General features: G+C 69.8%; 24 protein-coding genes and 1 pseudogene. 13 read left to right on the top strand and 12 right to left on the bottom strand.

Annotated features, from left to right (window positions below):
• Window position 1: 1 nt before the first annotated feature.
• The gene (locus tag ABZU74_RS06440; protein ID WP_355419109.1) at window positions 2–1756 is read right to left on the bottom strand and encodes a biotin carboxylase N-terminal domain-containing protein; all 1755 of its coding nucleotides are present in this window, start codon (window positions 1754–1756) and stop codon (window positions 2–4) included.
• 150 nt (window positions 1757–1906) lie between these two features.
• Between ABZU74_RS06440 and ABZU74_RS06435 the strand changes: the two genes are divergently transcribed.
• The 3 genes from ABZU74_RS06435 to ABZU74_RS06425 all read left to right on the top strand — a co-directional run bounded on the left by ABZU74_RS06435 (window position 1907) and on the right by ABZU74_RS06425 (window position 4373).
• The gene (locus tag ABZU74_RS06435; protein WP_355419161.1) at window positions 1907–2518 is read left to right on the top strand and encodes a PadR family transcriptional regulator; all 612 of its coding nucleotides are present in this window, start codon (window positions 1907–1909) and stop codon (window positions 2516–2518) included.
• Between the two features lie 121 nt (window positions 2519–2639).
• On the top strand, window positions 2640–3599 hold the full coding sequence (locus ABZU74_RS06430; protein ID WP_355419107.1) for an ATP-binding cassette domain-containing protein: 960 nt from the start codon (window positions 2640–2642) through the stop codon (window positions 3597–3599).
• Between the two features lie 18 nt (window positions 3600–3617).
• Window positions 3618–4373 carry an ABC transporter permease gene (locus tag ABZU74_RS06425; protein ID WP_238657389.1) on the top strand — a complete coding sequence of 252 codons (756 nt, stop codon included), beginning with the start codon at window positions 3618–3620 and terminating at the stop codon, window positions 4371–4373.
• A 138-nt stretch (window positions 4374–4511) separates the two neighbouring features.
• Here the strand turns inward: ABZU74_RS06425 and ABZU74_RS06420 are convergent, their stop codons facing one another.
• The 5 genes from ABZU74_RS06420 to ABZU74_RS06400 form a co-directional block, all read right to left on the bottom strand.
• The gene (locus ABZU74_RS06420; RefSeq protein WP_355419105.1) at window positions 4512–5165 is read right to left on the bottom strand and encodes an O-methyltransferase; all 654 of its coding nucleotides are present in this window, start codon (window positions 5163–5165) and stop codon (window positions 4512–4514) included.
• Window positions 5162–5830 carry a Maf family protein gene (locus ABZU74_RS06415; RefSeq protein ID WP_355419104.1) on the bottom strand — a complete coding sequence of 223 codons (669 nt, stop codon included), beginning with the start codon at window positions 5828–5830 and terminating at the stop codon, window positions 5162–5164. The genes ABZU74_RS06420 and ABZU74_RS06415 overlap by 4 nt, the downstream gene beginning before the upstream one ends.
• Window positions 5831–6226: 396 nt before the next feature.
• On the bottom strand, window positions 6227–7360 hold the full coding sequence (locus tag ABZU74_RS06410; RefSeq protein WP_355419102.1) for a S8 family serine peptidase: 1134 nt from the start codon (window positions 7358–7360) through the stop codon (window positions 6227–6229).
• A gap of 1414 nt (window positions 7361–8774) precedes the next feature.
• Entirely contained in the window at window positions 8775–9233 is a 459-nt protein-coding gene (locus ABZU74_RS06405; protein WP_355419100.1) for a hypothetical protein, read from the bottom strand.
• Between the two features lie 92 nt (window positions 9234–9325).
• Complete coding sequence (locus ABZU74_RS06400) at window positions 9326–9520, bottom strand: acyl-CoA carboxylase epsilon subunit (protein WP_355419098.1); 195 nt, start codon at window positions 9518–9520, stop codon at window positions 9326–9328.
• Window positions 9521–9610: 90 nt separating this feature from the next.
• Between ABZU74_RS06400 and ABZU74_RS06395 the strand changes: the two genes are divergently transcribed.
• Together ABZU74_RS06395 and ABZU74_RS06390 are read left to right on the top strand one after the other, a co-directional pair.
• Complete coding sequence (locus ABZU74_RS06395; protein ID WP_355419096.1) at window positions 9611–11608, top strand: protein kinase; 1998 nt, start codon at window positions 9611–9613, stop codon at window positions 11606–11608.
• A gap of 65 nt (window positions 11609–11673) precedes the next feature.
• Entirely contained in the window at window positions 11674–11901 is a 228-nt protein-coding gene (locus tag ABZU74_RS06390) for a hypothetical protein (RefSeq protein ID WP_355419094.1), read from the top strand.
• 82 nt (window positions 11902–11983) lie between these two features.
• Here the strand turns inward: ABZU74_RS06390 and ABZU74_RS06385 are convergent, their stop codons facing one another.
• Window positions 11984–12736, bottom strand: coding sequence for a GH25 family lysozyme (locus ABZU74_RS06385; RefSeq protein WP_355419092.1), 753 nt, complete (start codon window positions 12734–12736; stop codon window positions 11984–11986).
• A 165-nt stretch (window positions 12737–12901) separates the two neighbouring features.
• Window positions 12902–13075 (bottom strand): annotated as a pseudogene (locus tag ABZU74_RS06380) (Uma2 family endonuclease); the annotation flags it as partial.
• A 101-nt stretch (window positions 13076–13176) separates the two neighbouring features.
• On the opposite strand from ABZU74_RS06380, the gene ABZU74_RS06375 reads away from it, so the two are divergent.
• From ABZU74_RS06375 to ABZU74_RS06360, 4 genes are all read left to right on the top strand, one after another.
• Complete coding sequence (locus tag ABZU74_RS06375) at window positions 13177–13914, top strand: M50 family metallopeptidase (protein WP_355419090.1); 738 nt, start codon at window positions 13177–13179, stop codon at window positions 13912–13914.
• 87 nt (window positions 13915–14001) lie between these two features.
• Complete coding sequence (locus ABZU74_RS06370) at window positions 14002–14985, top strand: 2-dehydropantoate 2-reductase N-terminal domain-containing protein (RefSeq protein WP_355419088.1); 984 nt, start codon at window positions 14002–14004, stop codon at window positions 14983–14985.
• A 62-nt stretch (window positions 14986–15047) separates the two neighbouring features.
• Window positions 15048–15548, top strand: coding sequence for a SigE family RNA polymerase sigma factor (locus tag ABZU74_RS06365; protein ID WP_355419086.1), 501 nt, complete (start codon window positions 15048–15050; stop codon window positions 15546–15548).
• Window positions 15541–16398 (top strand): hypothetical protein, encoded by an 858-nt coding sequence (locus tag ABZU74_RS06360; protein WP_355419084.1) that lies wholly within the window; start codon window positions 15541–15543, stop codon window positions 16396–16398. The genes ABZU74_RS06365 and ABZU74_RS06360 overlap by 8 nt, the downstream gene beginning before the upstream one ends.
• A 101-nt stretch (window positions 16399–16499) precedes the next feature.
• Here the strand turns inward: ABZU74_RS06360 and ABZU74_RS06355 are convergent, their stop codons facing one another.
• On the bottom strand, window positions 16500–18083 hold the full coding sequence (locus ABZU74_RS06355; RefSeq protein WP_355419082.1) for an acyl-CoA carboxylase subunit beta: 1584 nt from the start codon (window positions 18081–18083) through the stop codon (window positions 16500–16502).
• A gap of 84 nt (window positions 18084–18167) precedes the next feature.
• On the opposite strand from ABZU74_RS06355, the gene ABZU74_RS06350 reads away from it, so the two are divergent.
• Together ABZU74_RS06350 and ABZU74_RS06345 are read left to right on the top strand one after the other, a co-directional pair.
• Window positions 18168–19043 carry a biotin--[acetyl-CoA-carboxylase] ligase gene (locus ABZU74_RS06350; RefSeq protein WP_355419080.1) on the top strand — a complete coding sequence of 292 codons (876 nt, stop codon included), beginning with the start codon at window positions 18168–18170 and terminating at the stop codon, window positions 19041–19043.
• A gap of 186 nt (window positions 19044–19229) precedes the next feature.
• A complete protein-coding gene (locus ABZU74_RS06345) occupies window positions 19230–19802 on the top strand; it encodes a PH domain-containing protein (protein ID WP_355419078.1) in 573 nt (190 codons plus the stop codon).
• A gap of 44 nt (window positions 19803–19846) precedes the next feature.
• Here the strand turns inward: ABZU74_RS06345 and ABZU74_RS06340 are convergent, their stop codons facing one another.
• The 3 genes from ABZU74_RS06340 to ABZU74_RS06330 form a co-directional block, all read right to left on the bottom strand.
• Complete coding sequence (locus ABZU74_RS06340; protein WP_355419076.1) at window positions 19847–20518, bottom strand: MaoC/PaaZ C-terminal domain-containing protein; 672 nt, start codon at window positions 20516–20518, stop codon at window positions 19847–19849.
• Entirely contained in the window at window positions 20515–21222 is a 708-nt protein-coding gene (locus ABZU74_RS06335) for a GtrA family protein (RefSeq protein ID WP_355419159.1), read from the bottom strand. Before ABZU74_RS06335 ends, ABZU74_RS06340 begins: the two co-directional genes overlap by 4 nt.
• A gap of 63 nt (window positions 21223–21285) precedes the next feature.
• On the bottom strand, window positions 21286–21834 hold the full coding sequence (locus tag ABZU74_RS06330) for a GtrA family protein (RefSeq protein WP_355419074.1): 549 nt from the start codon (window positions 21832–21834) through the stop codon (window positions 21286–21288).
• Window positions 21835–22262: 428 nt separating this feature from the next.
• On the opposite strand from ABZU74_RS06330, the gene ABZU74_RS06325 reads away from it, so the two are divergent.
• Entirely contained in the window at window positions 22263–24107 is a 1845-nt protein-coding gene (locus ABZU74_RS06325; RefSeq protein ID WP_355419072.1) for a phosphoenolpyruvate carboxykinase (GTP), read from the top strand.
• A 37-nt stretch (window positions 24108–24144) separates the two neighbouring features.
• Complete coding sequence (locus tag ABZU74_RS06320) at window positions 24145–25014, top strand: hypothetical protein (protein WP_355419070.1); 870 nt, start codon at window positions 24145–24147, stop codon at window positions 25012–25014.
• Window positions 25015–25102 lie beyond the last annotated feature (88 nt).

Raw genomic sequence — 25102 nt, 5'->3', positions numbered from 1 at the left:
CTCAGGCGATGGTGCAGATGGGAGCGCCGGCGGTGATCACGGCGCCGACCTCGGCGCTGAGACCGCTGACCGTGCCTGCCTTGTGGGCGTGCAGCGGCTGCTCCATCTTCATCGCCTCCAACACCACGACCAGGTCACCCTCGGCCACTGTGTCGCCGTCCGCCACAGCGATCTTGACGATGGTGCCCTGCATCGGCGAGGTGAGCGCGTCGCCGCCGGCCGGGGCGCCGGCCTTGGCACCGCCACCCCCGCGCCGGGTCGGCTTGCGGGAGGCGGGTGCCGCGGTGGTCGTACTCCCGCCGAAGCCGGCGGGGAGGCTCACCTCGAGGCGCTTGCCGCCCACCTCGACCACGACGGTGTCGCGTTCGGCCGGCGCCTCGGCGGTGCCGGCGGCGGCGGTGAACGGCGGCACGGTGTTGTGGAACTCCGTCTCGATCCACCGGGTGTGCACGGTGAACGGTTCGGCGGTGAACGCCTCGTCCCGCACCACGAGTCGGTGGAACGGCAGGGCGGTGGCCATGCCGTCGAGGACCATCTCGTCCAGCGCGCGGCGGGCGCGCTCCAGCGCCTCGGTCCGCGTCTCACCCGTGATGATCACCTTGGCGAGCAGTGAGTCGAAGTTGCCGCCGATCACGTCGCCGGCCGAGATGCCGGTGTCGACCCGAACCCCCGGCCCGCTGGGCAGGCGCAGCGCGGTGACGGTGCCCGGGGCGGGCAGGAAGTTGCGGCCCGGGTCCTCGCCGTTGATCCGGAACTCGATCGCGTGCCCGCGCGGCGTCGGGTCCTCGGTGATCCGCAGCTTCTCGCCGTCCGCGATCCGGAACTGCTCCCGGACCAGGTCGATGCCGGCGGTCTCCTCGGTGACCGGGTGCTCGACCTGAAGCCGGGTGTTGACCTCCAGGAAGGAGATGGTGCCGTCCATGCCGACCAGGTATTCCACGGTGCCGGCGCCGTGGTAACCGGCTTCGCGGCAGATCGCCTTGGCGCTGTCGTGGATCTGCGCGCGCTGGGCGTCGGTGAGGAACGGCGCGGGCGCCTCCTCGACGAGCTTCTGGTGGCGTCGCTGCAACGAGCAGTCCCGGGTGCCGACGACGATCACATTGCCGTGCTGGTCGGCGAGGACCTGAGCCTCGACGTGCCGCGGCTGGTCCAGGTACCGCTCGACGAAGCACTCGCCCCGGCCGAACGCCGCGACCGCCTCCCGGGTGGCCGACTCGAACAGCTGGGGGATCTCCTCCATCGTGCGGGCGACCTTGAGGCCGCGCCCACCGCCACCGAAGGCGGCCTTGATGGCGACCGGCAGGCCGTGGTCGACGGCGAACGCCATCACCTCGTCCGGGTTGGCCACCGGGTCCGGAGTGCCGGGGACCAGCGGCGCGCCGGCCCGCTGGGCGATGTGCCGGGCAGTGACCTTGTCGCCCAGGTCGCGGATCGCCTGCGGAGTGGGGCCGATCCAGGTCAGCCCGGCGTCCGTGACGGCCTGGGCGAAGTCGGCGTTTTCGCTGAGGAAGCCATAACCCGGGTGTACGGCGTCGGCGCCGGCCCGGGCGGCGACGTCGAGAAGCTTGTCGATGCGCAGGTAGGTCTCGGTCGCGCTGTCCCCGCCGAGGGCGTACGCCTCGTCGGCGAGGGTGGCGTGCAGGGCGTCGCGGTCGGAGTCCGCGTACACGGCGACGCTGGCGAGGCCGGCGTCGCGGCACGCGCGGATCACCCGGACGGCGATCTCGCCGCGGTTGGCGATGAGTACCTTGCGCACCTTCGTGGCTCCTCCCGGGCAGGTTACTGACGGGGAGTGTATCGGCCGCCCACTGCGGCCCTAACGATCGCTCAGTGTGGGATGCCGCACTGGACCCACCACGGTTTAGTCAAACTTGGCTATTACGCTTATCGGGTGTCTTCGACTCGGATGATGATTCTCGGTCTGGTGCGGTGGATGCAGCCCGTGCACGGCTACGACGTGCGCCGCGAGCTGCTGAGCTGGAGCGCCGACAAGTGGGCGAACGTGCAGCCCGGATCGATCTATCACGCCCTGCGCAAGCTCACCGAGGAAGGGCTGCTTCGCGCCGTCGCGACCGAGCAGGTGGGTGCCCGTCCGGCGCGCACCACGTACGAGGTGACAGTCAAGGGCGAGGACGAGTTCGAGACGCTGCTGCGCAACTCCTGGTGGACCATCAGCGAGCCCGCCGACCCCTTCGTGGCTGCCTTCTCCTTCCTGCCGGCCATGCCGCGGGACGAGGCGGCCGCCGCCCTGCGCAACCGGGCCAATCTGCTGCGGGCCGGCATCGAGTCGATGCGCGCCTCGCTGGAGTCGGACTGGGTGCGCAACCGCAAGCCGGCGCACGTGGGCTGGATGTTCGAGCTGTGGTCGGCGCGGGCGGAGGCGGAGATGAGCTGGTGCGAGCGGATCGCCGAGCGCATCGATTCCGGAGTGTCGTACCTGCCTGCTGAGCTGGATGAAGCGCAGGGTTGGTCGGGGTGGAGGGACGGCGTGGAGCCGCCCGCCCCCGATGCGAAATAATCAACGTTGACTAAAAAAGCTATATCGCGTTAGCCTGCTGGCGGCACAGCGGGGGAGTGCGCCGTCCGGCGTCGTCCCACTCGACGGCCGGCCCGGCCGGCCCGAACGACCAGGAGCAGAAATGATCGAGACCAGGGGGCTGCGGAAGTCGTTCCGCTCCCGCGCGGGTCGAGAGACGAAGACGGTGGACGCCGTGCGGGGCGTCGACCTTGACGTTGCCAAGGGCGAGATCTTCGGCTTCCTCGGCCCGAACGGCGCCGGCAAGACCACCACGCTGCGGATGCTCGCCACGCTGATCGAGCCGGACGGCGGCGAGGCCACCATCGCGGGCGCCGACCTGCGTAAGGATCCGGCCGAAGTGCGCCGCCGCATCGGTTACGTCCCGCAGGGCGGCAGCACCTGGGACGAGTCCACCGCCCGCGAAGAGCTGGTGCTGCACGCCCGGATGTACGGCATCAGCAAGGCCGACGCGCAGGGGCGCGCCGCCCGCGCCCTGGACGCCTTCCAGCTCACCGAGTACGCCGACCGCAAGTGCAAGACCTACTCCGGCGGCCAGCGTCGCCGGGTGGAGATCGCCCTCGGCATCATCCACGAGCCGAAGATCGTCTTCCTGGACGAGCCGACCACCGGCCTCGACCCGCAGAGCCGCGCCCACATGTGGGACGAGATCCGGCGGCTGCGCGCCGACGGGATGACCGTCTTCATCACCACGCACTACCTGGACGAGGCCGACGCGCTCTGCGATCGGATCGCGATCATGGACAACGGCGAGGTGGTGGCCGAGGGCACGCCAGCCGAGCTCAAGCGGGAGATCTCCGGCGACGTGGTGCTTGTCGGTCTCGACCTGGCCGCCACCCCACAGGCCGCCCAGACGCTCGACGGCGAGCCGTACGTCAACAAGCTGGAGACTGCCGACGAGGGCGGCCTACGCCTCTACGTCGACGAGGGCGCCACCGCCATTCCGCAGGTGCTGCGCCGACTCGACCACGCCGGGCTGGAACTGCGCTCGATCGAGCTGCACCGGCCCAGCCTGGACGACGTCTTCCTCACCAAGACCGGCCGCTCGCTGCGCGAGTCCTGACCACCGGAGACGACTCTCATGAAATTCGCCCGTGACACGTGGCTGATCTTCCAGCGCCAGACCCAACTCCTGCTGCGCAACCCGGTCTGGGTCTTCGTCGGCGTGTTCCAGCCGGTCATGTACCTGCTGCTCTTCGCCCCGCTGCTCAAGCCCGCACTGAACGCGCCCACACAGGCCGCCGCCTACAAGATCTTCGTACCGGGTCTGCTGGTGCTGCTGGCCATCTTCGGTGGGCTGTTCCAGGGCTTCGGCCTGATCGCCGAGCTGCGAGCCGGCGTCATCGAACGCTCCCGGGTCACCCCGATCAGCCGGCTCGCCCTGCTGCTCGGCCGCTCCCTGCGCGACGTGGTCTCGCTGATGGTGCAGGCGGTCATCATCACCCTGCTGGCGCTCCTGTTCGACCTGCGGGTGTTCATCGGGGACCTGCTGCTGGCGTACCTGATGCTCGCCCTGATCGCCCTCATGACCTCGGCCGTCTCCTACGGCGTCGCCCTCAAGGTCAAGAGCGAGGACGCGCTGGCCCCGCTGATGAACACTGTGGCCCAGCCGGTGCTGCTGCTCTCCGGCATCCTGCTGCCGCTGACCTTCGCGCCCGGCTGGTTGCAGGGCATCGCCAACTGGAACCCGTTCTCCTGGGCGGTCGACGGCACCCGCGCACTGTTCGCCGGTGACCTGGGCAGCGACAAGGTCTGGCAGGGCCTCAGCATCACAGCGGTCCTCGCCGCGCTAGGCGTCTACTGGGCAGCCCGCCAGTTCGCCCGCAGCGTCCGCTGACTCTTCCCCTGCGCACGAGTTCCTGAAAATCGGGGTGTCCCTTGCTGGGGGACACCCCGATTTTCGTGTTCGGCGACTGCCGGCGTTCGCTGGTTGCCGGTGCTCAGCGGGTGCGGGCGCCCGGCGGCTCGCCGACTGTCAGCGGACCCGGGCGAGGGTCACGCCGTCGGCGATCGGCAGCATCACCGGGTCCACCCGCACGTCGGCGAGGACCTCGTCGTTGAACGCGGCGATGGCCCGGTCACCTTCGTCCTGCGGTGCGATCACCCGCCCGCCCCGCAACACGTTGTCGACGGCGATCACCCCACCCGGACGCATCCGGGGCACCAGCTCCGCCCAGTAGATCGGGTAGCCGGTCTTGTCCGCGTCGATGAACGCGAAGTCCAGGTGCCGCTCGTGCGGCAACTCCCGCAGCCCGTCCGCGGCCGGGCCGATGCGCAGGTCGATCAGGTCGTGCACGCCGGCCCGCGCCCAGTAACGCCGGGCGATGCCGGTGAACTCCTCGGAGATGTCAAAGCAGGTAAGCCGCCCGCCCCCGGGCAACCCGCGGGCGATCGCCAGCGACGAGAGCCCGGTGAACGTGCCGACCTCGACGGCCTGCCGCACACCGAGCAGCCGGGTGAGGAACGTCAGGAACGCGGCCTGCTCCGGAGCCACCTGCATGGTGGCGTGCTCCGGCAGCACCGACCGGGTCTCCTCGGCCAGGTCACGGATGATCTCGTCCGGCGGGGAGCCGTGTGCGACCAGATAGGCGTGCAGCTCGTTGGTGAGCGGGATCGACTTGGTGGTCATGACCGGACGCTACCGAGCGGCTCGACAGATTGGCCGCCCGGCGCGACAGCCGTCCACAGGTCGGTGACCCGCAGATCCAACTCGGCGAGGAGCCGACGCAGCAGCGGCATCGACAACCCGACCACCGTCCCCGGGTCACCCTCGATCCGCTCCACGAACGGCCCACCCAGCCCGTCGATCGTGAAGGCGCCGGCCACCGCCAACGGCTCACCAGTGGCCACGTACGCGGCGATCTCGTCATCGCTGATGTCAGCGAAGTGGACAATGGTCGACGCGACCGCCTCCGCGCGCCGCCCCGCGTCAACGTCAACCAGGCAGTGCCCGCTGTGCAGAACGCCGCTGCGCCCCCGCATCCGCTGCCACCGCCGGGTCGCGTCAGCCGCATCCGCCGGCTTACCGAGGATCTCCCCGTCGAAGGCGAGCACCGAGTCGCAGCCAATCACCAACGTCCGCTGGTCGGCGGCCGGGTTCAGCCGGGTCAACACCGCCTGCGCCTTCAAGCGAGCCAACTCCAGACACAACTCCTCGGCCCGCTCGGCCACCACCAGGGACTCATCAACCCCACTGACCAGCACCTCCGGCTCGATGCCAGCAGCCTGGAGCAACTTTCGACGGGCAGGGCTCGCCGAAGCGAGCACGAGGCGAAGAGGCAAGGTCTCAGACACGAGCCCGACGTTACCGCCCAGCCCCTCACCAAGTCCGGCACCCCGCCCAGCCCTCGGCCGCCAAGCCGCTGGGGCAGATCGGCCTGGCCTGGTGTCCTGGTCGGGCGTCCTGGCCTGGTGTCCTGGTCGGGCCGGGCGCCTTGGTCGGGGTTGGCGTCTTGGTCGGGCTTGGCGTCTCGGTCGGGGGTGGCGTCTTGGTCGGGCTTGGCGTCTCGGTCGGGGCTGGCGTCTTGGTCGGGGCTGGCGTCTTGGTCGGGCTTGGCGTCTTGGTCGGGCTTGGCGTCTTGGTCGGGGTTGACGCGCTTGATCCACTCGCCCTTCAGGAAAACGCGGCATCCCGTCGCTCTGGACACCGCGATTTCCTGGAACGCGAGTGGATCACGCTTCGTTGATCGATCAGCGACTGATTCTGGGCGGCGGATCATCACCACGCCGACGTCGTCGCGCCATCACCGCCCACCCCACCCCGGCAGCCACGATCACCCCGAGGGTGGCCAGGCCGCGCGCGGTCGCGCCGTCGCTCTCATCACCCGGCTGAGCGGCAGCCGCCGTGGTCGGGCCAGCACCGGCCGGAGCGCTCACCGATTCAAACCCCAGCGGCGGTACGTCTGCCGTCAGCGCCGCCACAAGATCGATCACTCCATACCCGTACTCGTCGTCACGCCCAGGCGGGCCTTTGTCGACGGCGGTAGCCGTGAGCCGGTGCGCCACCTCCCGGGCCGGCAGAAATGGGTACTTGGACCTGATCAAGGCAGCCGCACCCGCCACGATCGCCGTAGCGCTCGACGTACCAGTCCCCTTCGAATACTTTCCGCCGTAGCTGGTGCTATAGATGTCGACCGCAGGAGCGACCACATCGATCTTCGGCCCGGTGACCGAGATGGCAGCGTGTTGGCCAGCGCGATCGACGCCCCCAACCGCGATGACACCCTCTTCGCTGGCTGGATATGCAGTTGCACTGTGGGGTAAATTACCTATTGATGCCACAATTATGATGTTCGCTGCCACGGCGGATTTGATTGCACGGACGAGGCGTGGTGTCGAGGCACCTCCGCTTGAGATGCTAATGATTTGAGCGCTGTTGGCTGTCGCGTATTCAACGGCTGCGGCGAGATCATCGGCTTCGCCGAAATTGTCCGCACTGGCCGCCTTTATCGGGAGGATTTTGGATTTAGGCGCAATGCCGAGCGCGCCTAAACTTGCACCCCTGCCGTGCGCCGCAATCAACCCTGCCATGCTTGTGCCATGACTGTTCGGGTCTTGCTGGCCATTTCCCAGGCCGCCCGCTACGGTATCTGTGCCCTTGAGCAAATTCTTCCTGAGGTCCGGATGGGGATCGACGCCAGTGTCCGGAACTGCGACGATGACTCCCTCGCCCTGGCTAATAGTCTGTGCTCGAGAGACGTTCAGGAAGCGAAGGTGCCACTGGTCGTCTCGGATGCGCTCGGCTTGGTCGAGCCGAGATGCGCTGCGTATTAGGAACGGTTGGTCCGACGTGGTCGGCCCCAGGGCTGCGATTGGCAGGAGCATCGTGACTAGTGTGGCTCGATTGATGAATAGCATTATCGCGCGAAGCCGATAGCCGGGCCCGGATCAATGGGACCTTCGTCGTCGGGTGGCCGGACTATCGGAGTCACCCCCTTTTCGGTCTCCCAGGGGTTATCGGGATCCCAGTGGGGCGAGCTGCTGTCGGCCTGCCTGCGGACGCTTGGCCGCGCAGGGTTTGGTTGCATATAAGCGGGACTCGTCAGGCTTGGACCACCGCCGATCGGTGGGATGCTCTGTGCCGCCGGGAAGCTGCGCCCTGCGCCGGGTCGAGAACCAGCTCCTCCACTAGGTGCCGTGCCCGCGCCCCCACCACCAATCACGCCGCCAATCGGGTTGACTCGGCGGGGTGAATTAGCTCCTATGCCCGGCTGGCCCAAACCGACTGTCGGTGGACCTCCGATGATGCCTGCCGGTGGCATGGCTCTACTGGAAACCGGTGGTGTCGAGCGATGGGCAGGGCTTTCGGTGCCAGTCTGTGGCTTGCCAATTGCCCCCGGCGGCGAGTGGGGAGTCGGCCCGCCAATAGGTCGCATGGCAATGCCGGGCGGGGGGCTTATGGGAGTGCTGGGGGGCGCCGGTGAAGGGCTTGCCAAGCCGGCTGGAATTGGGTTTGGCGTGCTCGGCGTTAAGGCCGTACCTGCACCACCCAGTACGGGCCCTAGGGTTGGAGGACTCAAGTTAGGCGGGGGGCCCACAGGACCCGCCGTCGGGGTTCGCGATGGCGGAACTGTCCGCGCTATCGGTACTGTGACGATCGGTGGAATCACCGGACTCGGTGCAGTCGAATCGTAAACGTCCGGATCATTTGGCTGATGGCCGGGTCGACGAGGTGGCGGGGGTGGTTTTTGGAGGGTTGCTTGGGCTTGTTGGAGTTCGCCGCTCAGGCTGAACATCATGGATCGTGCCTGTACGTTCAGCCGTTCCAATTCGTCATCAGCAACAGGCGGCTCGGTGGCCCGGTTGCCCATCACCGCTTTCGGGTCGGCGACCATTGACTCGTACGCCTGCTTTTGTTGGAACTTGGTCGCGTACTCCTCGTAGATCTTGCGGAGTGCGGCGCGGGTGGTGCCGATGGCCTGGGTTGCGGCGGAGAGTGCGGTGTAGTTCGCGGTGGCGGCGTCGTGGGTGCGCTGGACCTTGTCGATGAGTTCGTCGAGTTCGGCGAGGTACGTGCGGGAGGCGGCGCTGGTTTCGGGCGGCCATGCCTCGGCGAGTCCGCGTCGGTACTCCTGGAGGCGGCCGAGGTGGGTTTGCGCCAGGTCGCAGACCTTGCGCCAGCCGGCGACCTGTTTCCAGTGGTTGGCGGTGTCGTGGTCCTGGAGGCAGGCCCACATGCTGTTGACGTCCATGAGGTGCCAGTCGGTGAGGCCGGAGGTGCGGCCGCTGCCCCGTTCGATCACGGCAGCACCACCGGACCTTCGGCGTCGGGACCGGTCGGGTCGGTCAGCATCGACGTTGGGCCGCCGGGCAGCATGTTCAAAGGGTTGGCGAGGGCTCGTTGCACGTCGACCACTCGGGCCGCGGTGAAGGCGTCACTGTCGGCGTAGTGGGTGGCGACCTGGTCGGCGGCGGCGGCGAGGTGGCCGGTGGCGCCTCGGACGGCGTACACCATGTCGGCGGTGGCCTGCTGCGTCTCGTGGTGGGCGTGCAGGAAGGTGACCAGCTCGATGAAGGCGTCGCAGGGGTTGGGCAGCTCTGCGGACATGTCTTCGGCGATGTACGACAGGTGCGGCGCGTAGTTGCTCTCGACCTCTGCGGCGAGCCGGTCGGCGAACTCTCTGAGCTGGCTGATGTCGGCTTCGATGCCGCCGTAACCGCGTAGCCAGGGTGCTGGCCGGTCCTCTTCGGGGATCATGGACCCTCCCTACCCGTAACGGCACCGTTTCCCTGAGTGAGGTTAACGGCTCAACGCCACCCTGACAGCCCCCGTACGTGGTGGGTCTCGAGTCAGCGGGGCAGGCCGGCGGCCCGCCAGCCACGGGAGTTGCCCGGTCGACTGCTGCGCGCCCAGGCGGATGGGGTCGCCGGGGCGGGGGCGACGGCCGGGCGGCTCCGGATGATGATCGCCCCCACCAGAGCGGCCAACTCCTCTGCGGTGGGCACGCCGCGGACGACCCGGAACAGCGGCTCTTCGGCAGACATGCCGCCAGGGTACGCGGCCGGAAGTTACGGGGACCGCAGAGTGGCGTGCCGGCGGTGTGAGCGTCAGCGGGTCCGGGTACCGTCTCACCGATGTCGAACGCGCTTCCCCAACTCGTCGCTGACCGATACCGGCTCCTGTCGCCGCTCGGCCAGGGCGGCATGGGCCGAGTGTGGAAGGCGCGCGACGAGGTGCTGCACCGGGACGTCGCCATCAAGGAGTTGGTGCCGCCGCCTGGTCTCACCGATGAGGAGCGCCGCGAGATGCGCGAGCGCTCGTTGCGGGAGGCGCGGGCCATCGCCCGGCTCAACCACGCCAACGTCGTCCGCATCTTCGACGTGCTGCGCACCGACGGCGATCCGTGGATCGTCATGGAGTACGTCGCGTCGAAGTCGTTGCAGGATACTCTCGCCGAGGACGGCCCGGTGTCGGTGGCCCGCACGGTGGAGATCGGCCTGGGTGTGTTGGGTGCGCTCAGCGCCGCGCACAAGGCGGGCGTCATGCACCGCGACGTGAAGCCCGGCAACGTGCTGCTCGGCGACGACGGCCGGGTGGTGCTGACCGATTTCGGTCTCGCCACGATTCCGGGCGACCCCAATGTGACCCGCACCGGCATGGTGCTTGGCTCACCGGCGTACATCTCGCCGGAGCGGGCTCGGGACGGCACCGCCGGGCCGGAGGCCGACCTGTGGTCGCTGGGCGCGACGCTCTACGCGGCTGTCGAGGGTAAGTCGCCGTACGCCCGGCCGTCGGCGATCGGCACCCTGGCCGCGTTGGCCACCGAGCCGATTCCGCCGCCGAAGAACGCCGGCCCGCTCAAGGCCGTGCTCAACGGGCTGCTGCGCAAGGACCCGAACGAGCGGATCACCGCCGAGGTGGCGGAGCGGTTGCTGCGCCGCGCCGGGGGCAAGCGGTCGCGCGGAATCTCACTGCTCGATGGCGTACGTCGGCCTGGGCCGAACGGTCCGCGCGAGCCGCGCCCGCCGCACGTGCCGGCGCCGCGACCCGCTGAGAGCGTGGACCAGCCGGTGTCGCCGCCACCGGCTGCCGCTGCTGCTGCCGCGACCGCTGCCGCTGATGCCACGCCGACGGCCGTGGTTTCCTCCGGTGCGGTCGCCGACCCGACCGCTGTGGTGCCGGCCGACCCGACGGTAGCGGCACCGGCCGAGCCGACCGCCACGATCGATCGGCCGTCCGAGGCCGACCCGACCGAGGCCGACCCGACCGCGAAGGTCGCTGCCGTGCCTGACACGAGCGGCGACGGTACGACTGACGTCGACGACGAGCCGACGGTTGTCGACGGTCCGCCGGTGGCTCCGGAGCAGCGCAAGCCGACCACGCCGACGTCGCTGATGCCGCCGGTGAGTCCGGCGGGCCGCGCGGTGGTGCCGCCCTCGGATGGCACGAAGCCGAACAACACCCGACGCAACCTGCTGATCGGGGCGCTGGTCGCCCTGCTGCTGATCGGCCTCGTGGTGGTCGTGCCGATGCTGACCACTGACGACGACAGGACCCCGCAGGCCGACCCGACCGGTGCTGCGGCGACTTCGGGGGCCGCGCCGACCTCCGCTGCGGCGCCACCGCCGCCCACCACCGGTGCGCCCACCCCGTCGGCCTCGGCCACCCCCTCGGTGGACCCGAACGCGCTGCCGGCGGGCTGGAAACTGCACAAGGATCCGGCCGGCTTCGCCCTGCCGATCCCCGACGGTTGGGTGCGCCGCGACGCTGGTCGGAACACTGTCGTCTTCGACGAGTCCAACGGGCCGGGGGAGCTGCTCGTCCAGTGGACTCCCACGCCGAAGAAGGACGCATACGCCGACTGGAAGAGCATCGAGGGCGGCCGCAAGGACGAAGTCAAGAACTATCAGTACCTAGACATCGTGCGCTGCGACTTTTGGAAGACCTGTGCGGACTGGGAGTGGCTGGAGACCCGGGACGGGCAGCGGATCCACGTCCGTAACCGCGGGTTCGTGACGGCCCGCAACCGCGGTTACGCCCTGCGGTGGGAGATCGCGGAGAAGGACTGGCAGGCCAACCTGCCGAACTTCGACCGGATCGCCAAGGGTTTCGTGCCCGACCGTCAGGACTGAAACTCATTCGCATGACCTTCCGTCGTCCGGGGTACTTGACCTTTGACGACGGAAGGAGGCACGACATGGGTTACCGACGGAGGGACGCTCGGCCCCGGCTGGCACTGTGGATGCTCGTGGCGCTCGGCGACGCGATCCTGCTGCTGGTCAGCGCGGGGGTTTCGGTGCTCGTCGCACTGCTCGGCGTCGTGATCGTTGCCGGCTTTGGCGTGGCTGCCTGGCGGTTGACCCGCAGGGGCGCGCTGGCTCGTGAGGATGCTGTGGTGCCGGCAATGAGCCGGCGACGGGCCTGACCCGTACCCGGTGGTGTGGCGGCAGCCGGACCGATTGTCGACCTGATGGTGACCGTCGATCCCGCTGCCGCCAACGGCCCGGTCAGGTGTTGTTGGCCAACGCGATCAGGCGGCTCCGGTCACCGTTCCAGTAGTTGCGGTCCACGTTGCCGCTGATCCCGGAGACCGCGCCGGTGCTGGTGTACTGCCAGAAGCTCCACACCGACGCGCCGGCCGGCAGGGCGCCCGGGGTGCTCGACCAGCGGGCCAGCCAGAGCGGGTGGTTCGCCCACGGGCCGGTCCAGCTGCCGGTGCACTGGTTCCACCAGCTCGTGGTGGTGTAGATGACCGCGTACCGGCCGGTGCGGGAGCGGTAGGTGTTCAGAAAGTCCTGCACCCAGTTGCGCATCCCGGTGGTGCTGAGCCCGTAGCAGTAGCCGCCGCTGTACGGGTTGCCCTCGATGTCCAGCGCGGCCGGCAGGGTGCGGCTGTCCGCCGACCACGCGCCGCCGTTGGAGGCCAGGTAGTTGGCCTGCGTGGAGCCGGCCGAGATGTTCGGACGGGCGAAGTGGTACGCCCCGCGGATCACCCCTGCGTTGTACGCGTTGACGTAGTTGGCGTTGAAGTTCGGGTCCTTGTAGCTGGTGCCCTCGGTCGCCTTGATGAAGGCGAACTCGATGCCCGCGTTGCGGACGCTGGTCCAGTTGATGGTGCCCTGGTAGCGGGACACGTCGATGCCTGCCGTGGTGGCGGCGGCCGCCGGTCCGGCGGTCGCGACCAGGGCCGCCGCCGCGGTGGCGAGGACGGTGAGGCCGGCCGCGAGTGCGCGGCGCAGCGATGATGAGGTACGGGCCATGAGTTCCTCCAAGGACGTCGCTCTATCGACACCCATCTTTGGAGGTAAGTGCCCTAGATCGCAAGGGCGACTGAAAAAAGCTTCATTGACGGCTGTCGGTCGTCCCGGTGACGAGAGTGGAACGGGTCAGCGCAGCGTGGCCGGGTCGAGCTGCCAGCGGAATGCTGCCTCGATGCTGTTCGCCAGCCGGCGCGACACCCGCTGGTGCCGTCGGCTCGGTGCAGGGCTCACCAGCAGGCTCCCGTCGAGCAGCTCGATCCGGTCAGGCGTCTCGCCCAGGGCGAAGTAGTCGGCCTCGGTCCACAGGCCGACGTGCGGCTCCAGGGGGGCTGCGCTCACCTGCGTCCACCTCCCGCTTCACTCGCCACCCGATCAGTTTCACAGGATACGAGCCGGTGCCTCGGGAGCGACACGGAACGCCGCCGGTAGGCTCGCGCCCCATGATGTCGATCGACGGGCTGGGCGAGAAGTGGGACACGCTGTTCGGCGCGCAGCCGGACCCGCCAGCATTGCTGGTGCTGATCACCGGGGCCGTCGCGCTGGTGGTGGTCTCCACCCGGCTGCCGTGGCGGATCGCCCGTAACGCCATCACCATCGCGCACGAGGGTGGGCACGCCCTCGTCGCCCTGCTCACCGGCCGCAAGCTGCGCGGCATCCGGCTGCACTCGGACACGTCCGGGCTGACGCTCTCCGCCGGCCGCCCCACCGGGCCGGGCATGATCCTCACGCTGCTCGCCGGATACATCGCGCCGCCGCTGGTCGGGCTGGCCGGCGCCTGGCTGCTCGGCGGCAACCGGATCACCCTGCTGCTCTGGGTGGCGGTGGCGCTGCTGCTGGCCATGCTCGTCATGATCCGCAACGTCTTCGGCGTGGTGTCGCTGCTGGTCACCGGAGCGCTGGTGTTCGCCGTCTCGTGGTACGCGACGCCGCAGGTCCAGGCCGCCTTCGCGTACGCCGGGGTGTGGTTCCTGCTGCTCGGCGGGGTGCGGCCGGTGGTCGAGCTGCAACGGCTGCGCTCGCGGGGCCGGATGCCCGCCTCCGACGCCGACCAGCTCGCCGGGCTGACCCCGTTTCCGGCGTTCTTCTGGGTGAGTGTCTTCGCCCTGGTCAACGTGGCGGCGCTGATCGCCGGGGCGCTCCTGCTCGCCGGCCCGTTCCTCACCGACGCCGGGGCCTGACCAGCTGACCGCGGGCCAAAGGACGGAGGCGCACGGGCGGGGGACTGACCGGCGGGCGGAAGGCGCGCGGGCGGGCAGAATGAGGCAATGCGATACGTGATCATCGGGGCGGGCGCGGTCGGCGGAACCATCGGCGTACGGCTGGCCCAGGCCGACCGGGACGTGACAGTGGTGGCCCGCGGTCCCCACCTGGACGCGATCCGCGCGCGGGGTCTGACCCTGCGGCAGCCCGACGGTGCCCTCACCGCCCGGCTCGCGGCGGTGGACCGGCCCGGTGACCAGCCGCTGCCGGCGGACACCGCGCTGATCCTCACCGTGAAGTCGCAGGACACCGACGGCGCGTTGGCCGCCTGGGTGGACGCGCCGGTGGTCGGCGGCGGCACGGCTGGCGAACGTCTGCCGCTGGTGACGGCGCAGAACGGGGTGGCCAACGAGCGGGCCGCGCTGCGGCTCTTCGCCGACGTGCACCCGGTCTGCGTCTGGCTGCCGGCCACCCACCTGGACCCGGGCGTGGTGGTCGCCAACGGTCACCCGCACCCCGGGATGCTCCACATCGGGCGGTACCCCGGGGGTGCCGACGACACCGACCGGGCGATCGCCGCCGACCTGACCGCCGCCGGCTTCGTCGCCCCGGTCCGCACCGACGTGCTGCGCTGGAAGTACGGCAAGCTGCTCAGCAACCTCGGTAACGGCCTTCAGGCGCTGCTCGGCCGGGACATCCCGGACGCGCTGGTCGAGCGGGTACGCGCCGAGGGCGTCGCCGCGCTCGCCGCCGCCGGCATCGCGCACACCTCGTCGGAGGAGGAGAAGGCCGAACGTGGCGACCTGGTCGGGCAGCGCCCGGTCGACGGGGAGGCCCGCTCCGGTGGCTCCACCTGGCAGAGCCTGGCCCGGGGCACCGGCTCGACCGAGGTCGACCACCTCAACGGGGAGATCGCGCTGCTCGGCCGGCTGCACGGCGTACCGACGCCGGTCAACGTCGCCGTGCAGCGGGCCGTACGCCGGGCGGTCCGGGAGCGGATCGGGGCTGGCGCGTTCCCGCTCATCGAGCTGAAGAAGATGATCGCCTGACCGGGGCAACCGACGACCGGGCCCGGTGCGTGTTCCCAGCGACCGACACGGGGAGGTAGCGGGTGCCGGACGTCGACGGGTTCGACGAGTTCTACCGGGGGAGTCGGCAACGACTCCTCGGGTTCGTCTACGCCCTCACCGGCGATCGGGGCGAGGCGCAGGACGCCGTGCAGGAGGCGTACGTCCGGGCGTGGCAGCGTTGGTCGACGGTCAGCGAGTACGACGACCCGGAGGCGTGGGTGCGGGTGGTGGCGAGCCGGATCGCCGTCAGCCGGTGGCGCAGCCTACGCAGCCGTGCTCGCGCGTACCTGCGGCACGGGGCCACCGAGACCGTTCCCGGGCCGGGCACCGACACCGTCGCGGTGGTCGCCGCCCTGCGCCGACTGCCCGAGGAGCAACGCGTCGCCATCGCCCTCTACTACCTGATGGGCATGCCGGTCGCCGAGGTCGCCCGGGAGACCGCGGCCCCGGTGGGCACGGTCAAGGCCCGTCTCTCCCGGGGGCGCGCTGCGCTCGCCGGCCTGCTCGCCGTCTCTGACCTGGAGGAGGCCACCGATGCGTGACGACCCGACCCTCGTCGAACAGATTCAGCGCGAACTGCAGGACGTGCGCTGGCTCGGCCCGGAGGAGATCCGCACCCGGGCCCGTCGCCGCAGCCAGCGCAGGATCGTGGTGGCCACAGTCGTGCTGGCCCTCGCCGGGGTTTCCGCCGCGGCGGTCGCCGCGCCGAGGACATCTTCGCCGCCGGCCCTGCCGGTCGCCTCCGCCTCGCCGACCCGCCATGAGATCACCACCGACGCCCTGTTGCAGGTGACCGACCTGCAGCAGTCGGCCAATGTGGTGTGGCTCAGCCAGTCGGGGCTGGGCGAGCCGGTCCGGCTGGATCCGATGCTTGACTCCTGCCGCGCGAGCCAGGGGTACCCGGAAGGCAGGCAGATCTCGATCCTGTCCCGCTCGCAGACCCTGCTGAAGGAGGACCGGCCGGGCACCTACGGCGCCGGCGAGGCTCTCCTCACGCAGGACCTTTACCGGCTGGTGCCAGAGGCGGCCACCCAACTCCTCGCCAGGATGGACGACCTGGTCGCCCCGTGCGCCGAGTGGAACAGCGTCGGCGAGTACAAGGTCGGGGGCGCAACGGGTACCGGGTCGGCCCTGCACCGCTGGACGGTGACCCAGCGGGATTTCGCCGGCGACGGGGCCGCACTGCTGCAGCACACCGGTTCGCAGCCCGTCGATCAGAGAACGGGTCGACCGATCGCTGCGGCGCCCAAGCCGACCAGCACCGCCGTGGTCCGGGTGGGTGACCTGATCACGGTGCTCAGTCTGGGGCAGACCGGCACCGAGCCGGAACTGCGTCGGCTGGCGGACGTCGCCGCCCGTCGGATGTGCGCCGCCGCCAACCCGCCCTGCTGACCGCTGTTGATCCGCACAACATCAGGGTTGCTGCTGCCTACCGTCGCCCGGAGGCAGCACCTTCCCCTACGTTGCGCGGACAAGCGGGCGTGAGCCGAGGATCAGAGCGGGATGTTGCCGTGCTTCTTGGGCGGCAGGGTCTCCCGCTTGGTACGCAGGACGCGCAGCGCCCTGACGATCTGGGTGCGCGTCTCGTGCGGCGGGATCACCGAGTCGATGTACCCGCGCTCGGCGGCCACGTACGGGTTGGCCAGGGTGTCCTCGTACTCGGCGATCTTCTCGGCCCGGACCGCCGCCGGGTCCTCGGCGCCGGCCAGCTCGGAGCGGTAGAGGATGTTCACCGCGCCCTGCGCGCCCATCACCGCGATCTGCGCGGTCGGCCAGGCGAAGTTCAGGTCCGCGCCGAGGTGCTTGGAACCCATCACGTCGTACGCCCCGCCGTACGCCTTGCGGGTGATCACGGTGACCTTGGGGACGGTCGCCTCGGCGTACGCGTAGATGAGCTTGGCGCCCCGGCGGATGATGCCGTCCCACTCCTGACCGGTGCCGGGCAGGAACCCGGGCACGTCCACGAAGGTCAGCACCGGGATGTTGAACGCGTCGCAGGTGCGGACGAACCGGGCGGCCTTCTCCGAGGCGGCGATGTCCAGGGTGCCGGCGAAGTGCATCGGCTGGTTGGCGACCACGCCGACGGGTCGACCCTCGACCCGGCCGTAGCCGACCACGATGTTCTGCGCGTAGAGCGGCTGGACCTCCAGGAACTCCCCGTCGTCGAGGACGTGCTCGATCACCGTGTGGATGTCGTACGGCTGGTTGGCCGAGTCCGGGATCAGGGTGTCCAGCTCGCGGTCCTCGTCATTGACCTCAAGCGAAGCGGGGGCCTCCACCACCACCGGCTCGTCGAGGTTGTTCGACGGCAGGTACGACAGCAGCGCCTTGACGTAGTCGACCGCGTCCTCCTCGTCGCTGGCGAGGTAGTGCGCGTTGCCGCTGCGCGAGTTGTGCGTACGCGCGCCGCCCAGCTCCTCCATGCCGACGTCCTCGCCGGTCACCGTCTTGATCACGTCCGGGCCGGTGATGAACATGTGTGAGGTCTGGTCGACCATCACTGTGAAGTCGGTGACCGCCGGGGAGTAGACCGCGCCGCCGGCGCATGGCCCCATCACCAGCGAGATCTGCGGGATGACGCCGGAGGCCCGCACGTTGCGGAAGAAGATCTCGCCGTAGAGGCCGAGCGAGACGACGCCCTCCTGGATGCGCGCGCCGCCGGAGTCGTTGATGCCGACCACCGGGCAGCCGATCTTCATGGCCAGGTCCATCACCTTGACGATCTTCTCGCCGAAGACCTCGCCGAGCGAGCCGCCGAAGACAGTGAAGTCCTGCGCGAACACGCACACCTGCCGGCCGTCGACAGTGCCGTAGCCGGTGACCACGCCGTCGCCGTACGGGCGGTTCTTCTCCAGCCCGAAGGCCGTGGACCGGTGCCGGGCCAGCTCGTCGAGTTCGACGAAGGAACCCTCGTCGAGCAGCATCTCGATCCGCTCGCGGGCGGTCTTCTTGCCACGCGCGTGCTGCTTCTCCACCGCGCGGGCCGACCCGGCGTGCACCGCCTCGTCGACCCGGCGCTCCAGGTCCGCCAGCTTGCCCGCGGTGCTGTGGATGTTGGTCCCGGTCTCGGTAGTCACCCAGGGAATATAACGATGGTTCAGGTGGGTGCCGCTGTGCAGTACGCCTCAGTGTCGACCGGAGCACCGCCGTAGGCTGGCGGAATGCCCGGCTCCCCGTACACCGATCTGGACCGGCCGCCGCTGTCGGCGGCCCGGCTGCGCCGCGCGTTGATCGCGCCGAACGGGCCGTGGGCCCGGCTGGAGCTGCGTGCCGAGACCGGCTCCACGAACGCCGACGTGGCCGAGGCCGCCCGAGCCGACGAGCCCGAGGGCCTGGTCGTGGTCGCCGAACGGCAGACCGCAGGGCGGGGCCGGCGCGGTCGGGTCTGGCAGTCGCCGGCGCGGGCCGGCATCGCGACGAGTGTGCTGCTGCGGCCCGGCGAGGCCGCGCCGGACCGGGGTTGGCTGCCGGCGACCCCCACGGGGTACGGGTGGCTGCCGTTGCTGGCCGGCGTGGCGCTGGTCGAGGCGGTGGCCCGGCTGGCCGAGCTGGAGGCCACCCTCAAGTGGCCGAACGACCTGCTGATCGACGACGCGAAGTGCGCGGGGGTGCTGGCCGAGGCGGTGCCCGGACGTGCACCGGACCAACCGCCGGCCATCGTGCTGGGAATCGGGCTCAACGTGACGCTGCGCGCCGACGAGCTGCCGGTGAATCCGACCGGGCTGCCGGCCACCTCGCTGCAGTTGGCCGGCGCGGTGGCCACCGATCGGGACCCGCTGCTGCGGGCGCTGCTGCGGGCGCTCGCCGACTGGTACGACAGGTGGCGCTCGGCGGGCGGCGACGCGGTGGCCAGCGGCCTGCGCGACGCCTACCTGGCGGCCTGCGCGACGATCGGCCGCGAGGTACGCGTCCTGCTCCCCACCGGCGAGTCCCTGACCGGCACCGCCACCGGGGTGGACCCCGACGGCCAGCTCATCGTCACCACCCCCACCGGCACCCGAACCCTGGCCGCCGGCGACGTCCTCCACCTCCGCTAACCCACCCCACCCCACCCCACCCCGCGATCTTGCAGTCTCTGTCCCGGTAGATCGGGTGAAAGCCGCGCAACGGCGACCGGAAGTGCAAGATCGCGGAGAACGGGGTGGGGGCCGCGTGGCGGATGTTGTGGTGGGGGTTGGGGGGTTTACCGTCTGCGCGTCCAGAAAATCGCGTTGGAGGTTCCCGTGGCGTTTCCTGAAGACGTGCTCACCGAGGACGAGCACGTCGTGCTGCACCTGCACCCGCACTGGAAGGCGTTGATCCGGCCGATCGCGGTGCTGGTGCTGGCCATCGCCGCGGTGGTGGTCGGCGTGCTCCTGTTGCCCGAGAGTGGCGGCGGTTCGATCGCGCTGGCGGTGATCGGGGCGATCGCCCTGGTGGCGGTGCTCTGGCTCGGTCTGTGGCCGTTCCTGGTCTGGCGCACCACCCACTACCTGTTCACGAACGAGCGAGTCCTGCTCCAGCACGGTGTGTTCTCCCGCGACCGGCGGGACCTTCCGCTGGCCCGGGTCAACGACCACTCGATGAACCAGCGTTTCGTCGAGCGCCTGCTCGGCTGCGGGACGCTCACCATCGAGTCGGCCGGTGAGCGCGGCCAGTCGGTGCTCGTCGACGTGCCGGACGTCGGAAAGGTGCAGACCACCCTGTACGAGTTGGTCGAGGCACAGCACGACAAGCACTCGCTGGGCGACGGCGAGATGCGCGACATGCTCGCCGACATGCAGGACGGCAAGCCGCTGCGCGACACCACGACCTGATCCGGGTCGTTGAGACCCGTCCCTGCCGCTGGGTCAGGGGCGGGTCAGTCGTGTCTTTGAGCCTCGGCTGAGCCGTTGCTCTCCGTCGGTTCGTCGTCGGACGGCCCGGCGGTCGACGGGTCCGCTGCGGTCGGGCCGCTGTCGGGCCGGTCAGCGTCGGGCGGGGCGGCTTCGGCAGCTTCGGCTTCGGTGGCTTCGGCTTCGGCGGGGTCGGCCTCGACCGGACGCACGGCGAACCAGCCACGGAAGCGGGTCCGCAGCACCTCCTGCTCGGGCCTGTCGTCCGGGCCGAGGCGCAGCATGGTGCCGGTGAGGCTGACGGTGCCGAGCCCGGGGCGGGCGGTCGACGGCCGGGCGCCCATCACGTCGACCCGGACCGCGAGTCGGTCGCCGGCCCGTACGGGGGCGAGCCAGCGCAGTTCCTCCAGGCCGGGGGACGCGTCCGCGGCTGCCCGGGACAGCAGGTGGTCGACGTACGCGCGCATGAACAGGCTGACGGTGTAGAAACCGCTGGCGATCAGACCGCCGTGTCGGCTCGCCGCGGCCAGGTCGGGGTCGACGTGGTACCACTGCGGGTCGAAGCGGCGGGCGAAGGCGACCATCTCGTCGGCGTCGACCGTGACCACGCCCAGGTCGACGGTGAGCCCCGGCACGAGATCCTCGAAGAACAGCTCGGCCGGTCGCCCCGTGCCGGAGCGGGCGTCGGGCGCCGTCACCGGCGGGGCGCGCGGCGGGTGCTGACGTGCAGCTCCGCGGCGAGTTCCGCGTCCAGGTCGACGGCCGGACTGACGCTCAGCCGGGTGGGTCGCCCCTGAGTGGGTGCGCCGGGTGCGGAGTCGACGCGTTGCGCGGACTCCGACTCCTCCAGCTCGGACACGGATTCCGCCAACTCGGCGACCGGGTCCATCTCCGCCATCGTGTCCCACTCGTCGCGGGGAATGCCGTGCCAGGTGGAGTCGGGCTTCGCGGCCTCGGCCTCGGCCGGTGCGACGGGTTGGAAGACGAAGGTTCGATATGACCAGAACCGGAACAGCGTGGCCAGCAGGACGCCGACGGTCTTGGCCAGGTTCAGCCCGAGCAGGCCGTGCACGCCGAGGCCGTACTTGGCCGCCGCCACGGCGCCCAGCTCAATCAGCAGGCCAGCACCGTTGAAAAGGAAGAAAAGGAGGTATTCCCGACGAAGTGCCGACTTCGGGCGATCGCGGTACGTCCAGTGCCGATTCATGAGGTACGACGTGATGGTGGCGACGATGGTCGCGATCACGGTCGCCTTCAGCTGACCATTGACGAAAACGGTCAGTGCAAGGGCATTGAACACCGCGTAATTGATGACGGTGTTGATGCCGCCGACGATGCCGAACTTGAGCGCCTCGTGGATGAACTTCTGCCAGCGCTCAGGCAGCAGGCGGACAAGACGCATGCGAAACACCTTAGGGCAGTCGGTGCGGCCGGCGATCACCGGCCGAACGAGATGGGCGGCAGGTCACGCCTCGTGGTCACGGTCGGGATTCACCTGCGGAAGGGTCGGGGTTCCCGCTTCGACGAAGACGAACCGCCGGTACGACCAGAATCGAAACAGCGTGGCGAACCCGGTGCCGACGATGTAGCTGGCGAGATTGTCCGCCAGGCGGGTCTGGAACACGGCCGGCCAGATGGCCCCGAGCCCGTAGCGGCTGAGCGCGAGGCAGGCCACAGTGATGCCGAGGCCGACAGCGTTGAAGAAGAAGAAGAGCGCGTACTCGCGGGCCGCGTTGTTACGTTGGCGGTGTCGCCAGGTCCAGAACCGGTTGCCCACGAAGGCCACGGAGGCCGCGATCACGGTGGAGATCGTCTTCGCCGTCAACTCTTCGACGCCGTGCTTGCTCGTCAGGTAGTTGAAGAGCGCGAAGTCGACGAGGAAGGCGAAGCCACCCACTGTGGCGAACTTGCTCATCTCGCGGAGCAGGTGACCGAAGCGGTCAAGGAGACTGCCGACGAGACCCCGTCGGGTCTGCCGGGGACCCGGTTGTTCCCCGGTCATCGTGGCGGCCACGGAGGGAGCCTACCGGCTGCCGGCCAGTCAGAGGGGTAGCAACGGCAAGCGGGGCGTGGTCTCCCGCAGGGGCCCAGCGCCGTGTGTGTAACGACTGCACAGAGCGTAGCCAATTGGGAGGACTGAGCCGCCGCGGAACGGGAATCCACGCATCGGTCGGCGGGGCAGGTCCACGGCCCGACCGCAACAAGCGTCCGCCGGGGTGCACAACAAGATTTGCGTGAAACTGCGCGGGAAAGCGGGTATCAGCTCGTGATGCCGCAGCGAGGCCGTAGCTTGTGCAGTTCTTCACAACCTGTCCCACTGACTCGGAAGGCTGCCCGGTTTACGCTGAGGCCAATCCCAGGTTTCCACGAAGGCGACGCATCGCGCCGCCGAGTCTCGTGCATCCCATAGATCGGTCAGCGTCGACCACAAGGAGATGTGTCATGGTTGCTCCGGCTGTTGTGCGGGGTATCGATCAGGCCCCGACGTCCCATCCGAAACTGCTCGCCTGGGTCCGTGAGGTCGCGGAACTGACCACCCCCGACCGTGTCGTCTGGGTGGACGGGTCCGACGAGGAGTGGCGCCGCCTCACGGACGAGCTGGTCGAGGCCGGCACCCTGATCCGGCTCAACCCGGAGAAGAAGCCCAACTCGTTCTACGCGCGCACCGACCCGACGGACGTCGCCCGGGTCGAGGAGCGCACCTACATCTGTTCCGTCGACGAGGCGGACGCCGGCCCCACCAACAACTGGATGGCGCCGGCCGAGATGAAGCGGACGATGACGGAGCTGTACCGGGGCTCCATGCGCGGTCGCACCATGTTCGTCATTCCCTTCGTCATGGGCCCGGTCGAGGCCGAGTCCCCGATGTTCGGTGTCGAGATCACCGACAGCCCGTACGTGGTCGCCTCGATGCGGATCATGACGCGAATGGGCACCCGGGTCCTCGAGGCCATGGGTGACGACGCGGACTTCGTGCACGCGCTGCACTCGATCGGCGCCCCGCTCGCGCCCGGCCAGCAGGATGTCGCCTGGCCGTGCAACGACACCAAGTACATCTCGCACTTCCCGGAGAGCCGGGAGATCTGGTCGTACGGCTCGGGTTACGGCGGCAACTCGCTGCTGGGCAAGAAGTGCTACTCGCTGCGGATCGCCAGTGTGATGGGCCGGGACGAGGGCTGGCTCGCCGAGCACATGCTGATCCTCAAGATCACCTCGCCGGAGGGCCGGGTCTACCACATCGCCGGCGCGTTCCCGTCTGCCTGCGGCAAGACCAACCTCGCCATGGTGGAGCCGACGATTCCCGGCTGGAAGGTCGAGACCATCGGCGACGACATCGCCTGGATGCGGTTCGGTCCGGACGGCCGCCTCTACGCGGTCAACCCCGAGTACGGCCTGTTCGGCGTCGCGCCCGGCACCGACTGGAAGACCAACGCCAACGCCATGCGCACCCTGGACCGGGGCAACTCCATCTTCACCAACGTCGGCCTCACCGACGACGGCGACATCTGGTGGGAGGGCATGGGTGAGCCGCCGGCGCACCTGATCGACTGGAAGGGCAACGACTGGACGCCGGAGAGCGACAGCCTGTCCTCCCACGCGAACAGCCGGTTCTGCACCCCGATCACCCAGTGCCCGATCCTCGCCGACGAGTACTTCGACCCGAACGGCGTGCCGATCGACGCGATCCTCTTCGGCGGACGCCGCAAGGACACCGTCCCGCTGGTGACCGAGGCCCGCGACTGGGTGCACGGCGTCTACATGGGTGCCACGCTCTCCTCGGAGACCACCGCCGCCGCGTCCGGTGCCGTCGGCGTCGTCCGGCGGGACCCGATGGCGATGCTGCCGTTCATCGGGTACCACGCCGGGGACTACTTCCGGCACTGGATCGAGATGGGCAAGGGCGCCGACGGCGACGAGGCGAAGCTGCCGAAGATCTACTACGTCAACTGGTTCCGCAAGGACCCGGAGGGTTCGTTCCTCTGGCCGGGCTTCGGGGAGAACTCCCGGGTGCTCAAGTGGGTCGTCGAGCGGATCGAGGGCACGGCCGACGCGGTGGAGACGCCGGTCGGCATGGTCCCCGCGCCGGACGCGCTGGACGTCGAGGGCCTGGACATGACCCCGGAGGACGTCCGGATCGCGCTGAAGGTCGACCCGGACGAGTGGCGCAACGAGCTGCCGATGATCACCGAGTGGTTCGAGAAGTTCGGTGACAAGCTGCCCGGCGTGCTCTGGGCCGAGTTGGACGCGCTGCGCGCGCGCCTCGACGCCGCGCAGCCGCAGCGCTAGGTGTGAAAATCGCCCCGCGCGGGCAATGTCGGATCCCATGAGGACGGCCGCCGAGACCCAGGTCCGGCGGCCGTCCGCCGTCCGGGTGCTCACCACCCTGCTGGCGACAACGGCGGCGGCCACCGTCGTGGTCGAGCTGCTCAATTGGTGGTACGCCCCGGAGCAGGGTTTCGGCCTGGCCGTACGGACCGGCTGGGCCATGCTGCGCTCGTTCGGCTTCCTGCTGTTGATCGCGCACGTGCGACGGGGTCGTACGCTGGCCCGCCCGTTCGGGCTGATCCTCGCGGTCACCACGATCTTCGCGGTCGGCCGGCTCATCGTGCCTCGGCAGGGGGTGCCGCCGCTGCCCGGCCTGCTCGGCTTCGCGATCCTCACCGCGCTCTGTGTGGCCGTGGTCTGGCTGCTCTACCGCTCGTCGGCGTTGGCCGGGCACCTGGTCCGGCACCGTCCCCGCCTCGTCATCGACCGGGACGGCATCTCCTGGCGGGAAACCCCTCCACGTCGACCGCAGGCCAGCGCCTGGTTGTTGACCAGCCGGGTGGCGGCCTTCACCTACAGCCCGCTGATGCTGGTGCCGGCCCTGGCGGCTGGGGGTTCCATCCTGGATGGTCGGCTGACCGCGGTTCCGGCGGTGCTGTTCTGGTTCGGCGCGGGCATCACGGCCAGCTACGCGGTGCTGTTCTGCACCGCGTTTCTGATGCGGGGCAAGGACTGGGCACGTGGCCTGCTGGTCGTCGTCACGGTGGCCGTACTCGCCGTGGATCTGCCGCTGTGCTGGTGGCTGCTCGGAGTGGACGGCCTGGTCCGCGACGGCGCCCCCCTGGTCGCGGCGGCAGGGCTGACCCTGTACGGCCTGCGCCGCGCCGCCCGCACCTCCGACGCCGCCCGACCCGAACCCCAACCCTGACCACGGAGGGGCCCGCACCGACGCCGCTGGGGGCCGACCCGGCGGCCGACCACGCCCCGACCCTGCCCATCGCCTCCTTTGCTCTGCA

Origin of the sequence: Micromonospora sp. NPDC005171 (genome assembly GCF_040608575.1) — a bacterium.
GTDB lineage: Bacteria > Actinomycetota > Actinomycetes > Mycobacteriales > Micromonosporaceae > Micromonospora.
Note: the sequence above shows the minus strand (reverse complement) of the source record. Positions and strands in the feature narration are given on the sequence as shown.

Coding starts and splice junctions, on each gene's coding strand:
- ABZU74_RS06400 (WP_355419098.1), bottom strand. CDS start 9,520: ATGTCTGCCGAAGAGCCGCTGTTCCGGGTCGTCCGCGGCGTGCCCACC.
- ABZU74_RS06385 (WP_355419092.1), bottom strand. CDS start 12,736: ATGGCCCGTACCTCATCATCGCTGCGCCGCGCACTCGCGGCCGGCCTC.
- ABZU74_RS06325 (WP_355419072.1), top strand. CDS start 22,263: ATGGTTGCTCCGGCTGTTGTGCGGGGTATCGATCAGGCCCCGACGTCC.
- ABZU74_RS06425 (WP_238657389.1), top strand. CDS start 3,618: ATGAAATTCGCCCGTGACACGTGGCTGATCTTCCAGCGCCAGACCCAA.
- ABZU74_RS06335 (WP_355419159.1), bottom strand. CDS start 21,222: ATGCGTCTTGTCCGCCTGCTGCCTGAGCGCTGGCAGAAGTTCATCCAC.
- ABZU74_RS06390 (WP_355419094.1), top strand. CDS start 11,674: ATGGGTTACCGACGGAGGGACGCTCGGCCCCGGCTGGCACTGTGGATG.
- ABZU74_RS06435 (WP_355419161.1), top strand. CDS start 1,907: ATGATGATTCTCGGTCTGGTGCGGTGGATGCAGCCCGTGCACGGCTAC.
- ABZU74_RS06375 (WP_355419090.1), top strand. CDS start 13,177: ATGATGTCGATCGACGGGCTGGGCGAGAAGTGGGACACGCTGTTCGGC.
- ABZU74_RS06320 (WP_355419070.1), top strand. CDS start 24,145: ATGAGGACGGCCGCCGAGACCCAGGTCCGGCGGCCGTCCGCCGTCCGG.
- ABZU74_RS06420 (WP_355419105.1), bottom strand. CDS start 5,165: ATGACCACCAAGTCGATCCCGCTCACCAACGAGCTGCACGCCTATCTG.
- ABZU74_RS06360 (WP_355419084.1), top strand. CDS start 15,541: ATGCGTGACGACCCGACCCTCGTCGAACAGATTCAGCGCGAACTGCAG.
- ABZU74_RS06350 (WP_355419080.1), top strand. CDS start 18,168: ATGCCCGGCTCCCCGTACACCGATCTGGACCGGCCGCCGCTGTCGGCG.
- ABZU74_RS06410 (WP_355419102.1), bottom strand. CDS start 7,360: ATGCTCCTGCCAATCGCAGCCCTGGGGCCGACCACGTCGGACCAACCG.
- ABZU74_RS06370 (WP_355419088.1), top strand. CDS start 14,002: ATGCGATACGTGATCATCGGGGCGGGCGCGGTCGGCGGAACCATCGGC.
- ABZU74_RS06430 (WP_355419107.1), top strand. CDS start 2,640: ATGATCGAGACCAGGGGGCTGCGGAAGTCGTTCCGCTCCCGCGCGGGT.
- ABZU74_RS06405 (WP_355419100.1), bottom strand. CDS start 9,233: ATGATCCCCGAAGAGGACCGGCCAGCACCCTGGCTACGCGGTTACGGC.
- ABZU74_RS06395 (WP_355419096.1), top strand. CDS start 9,611: ATGTCGAACGCGCTTCCCCAACTCGTCGCTGACCGATACCGGCTCCTG.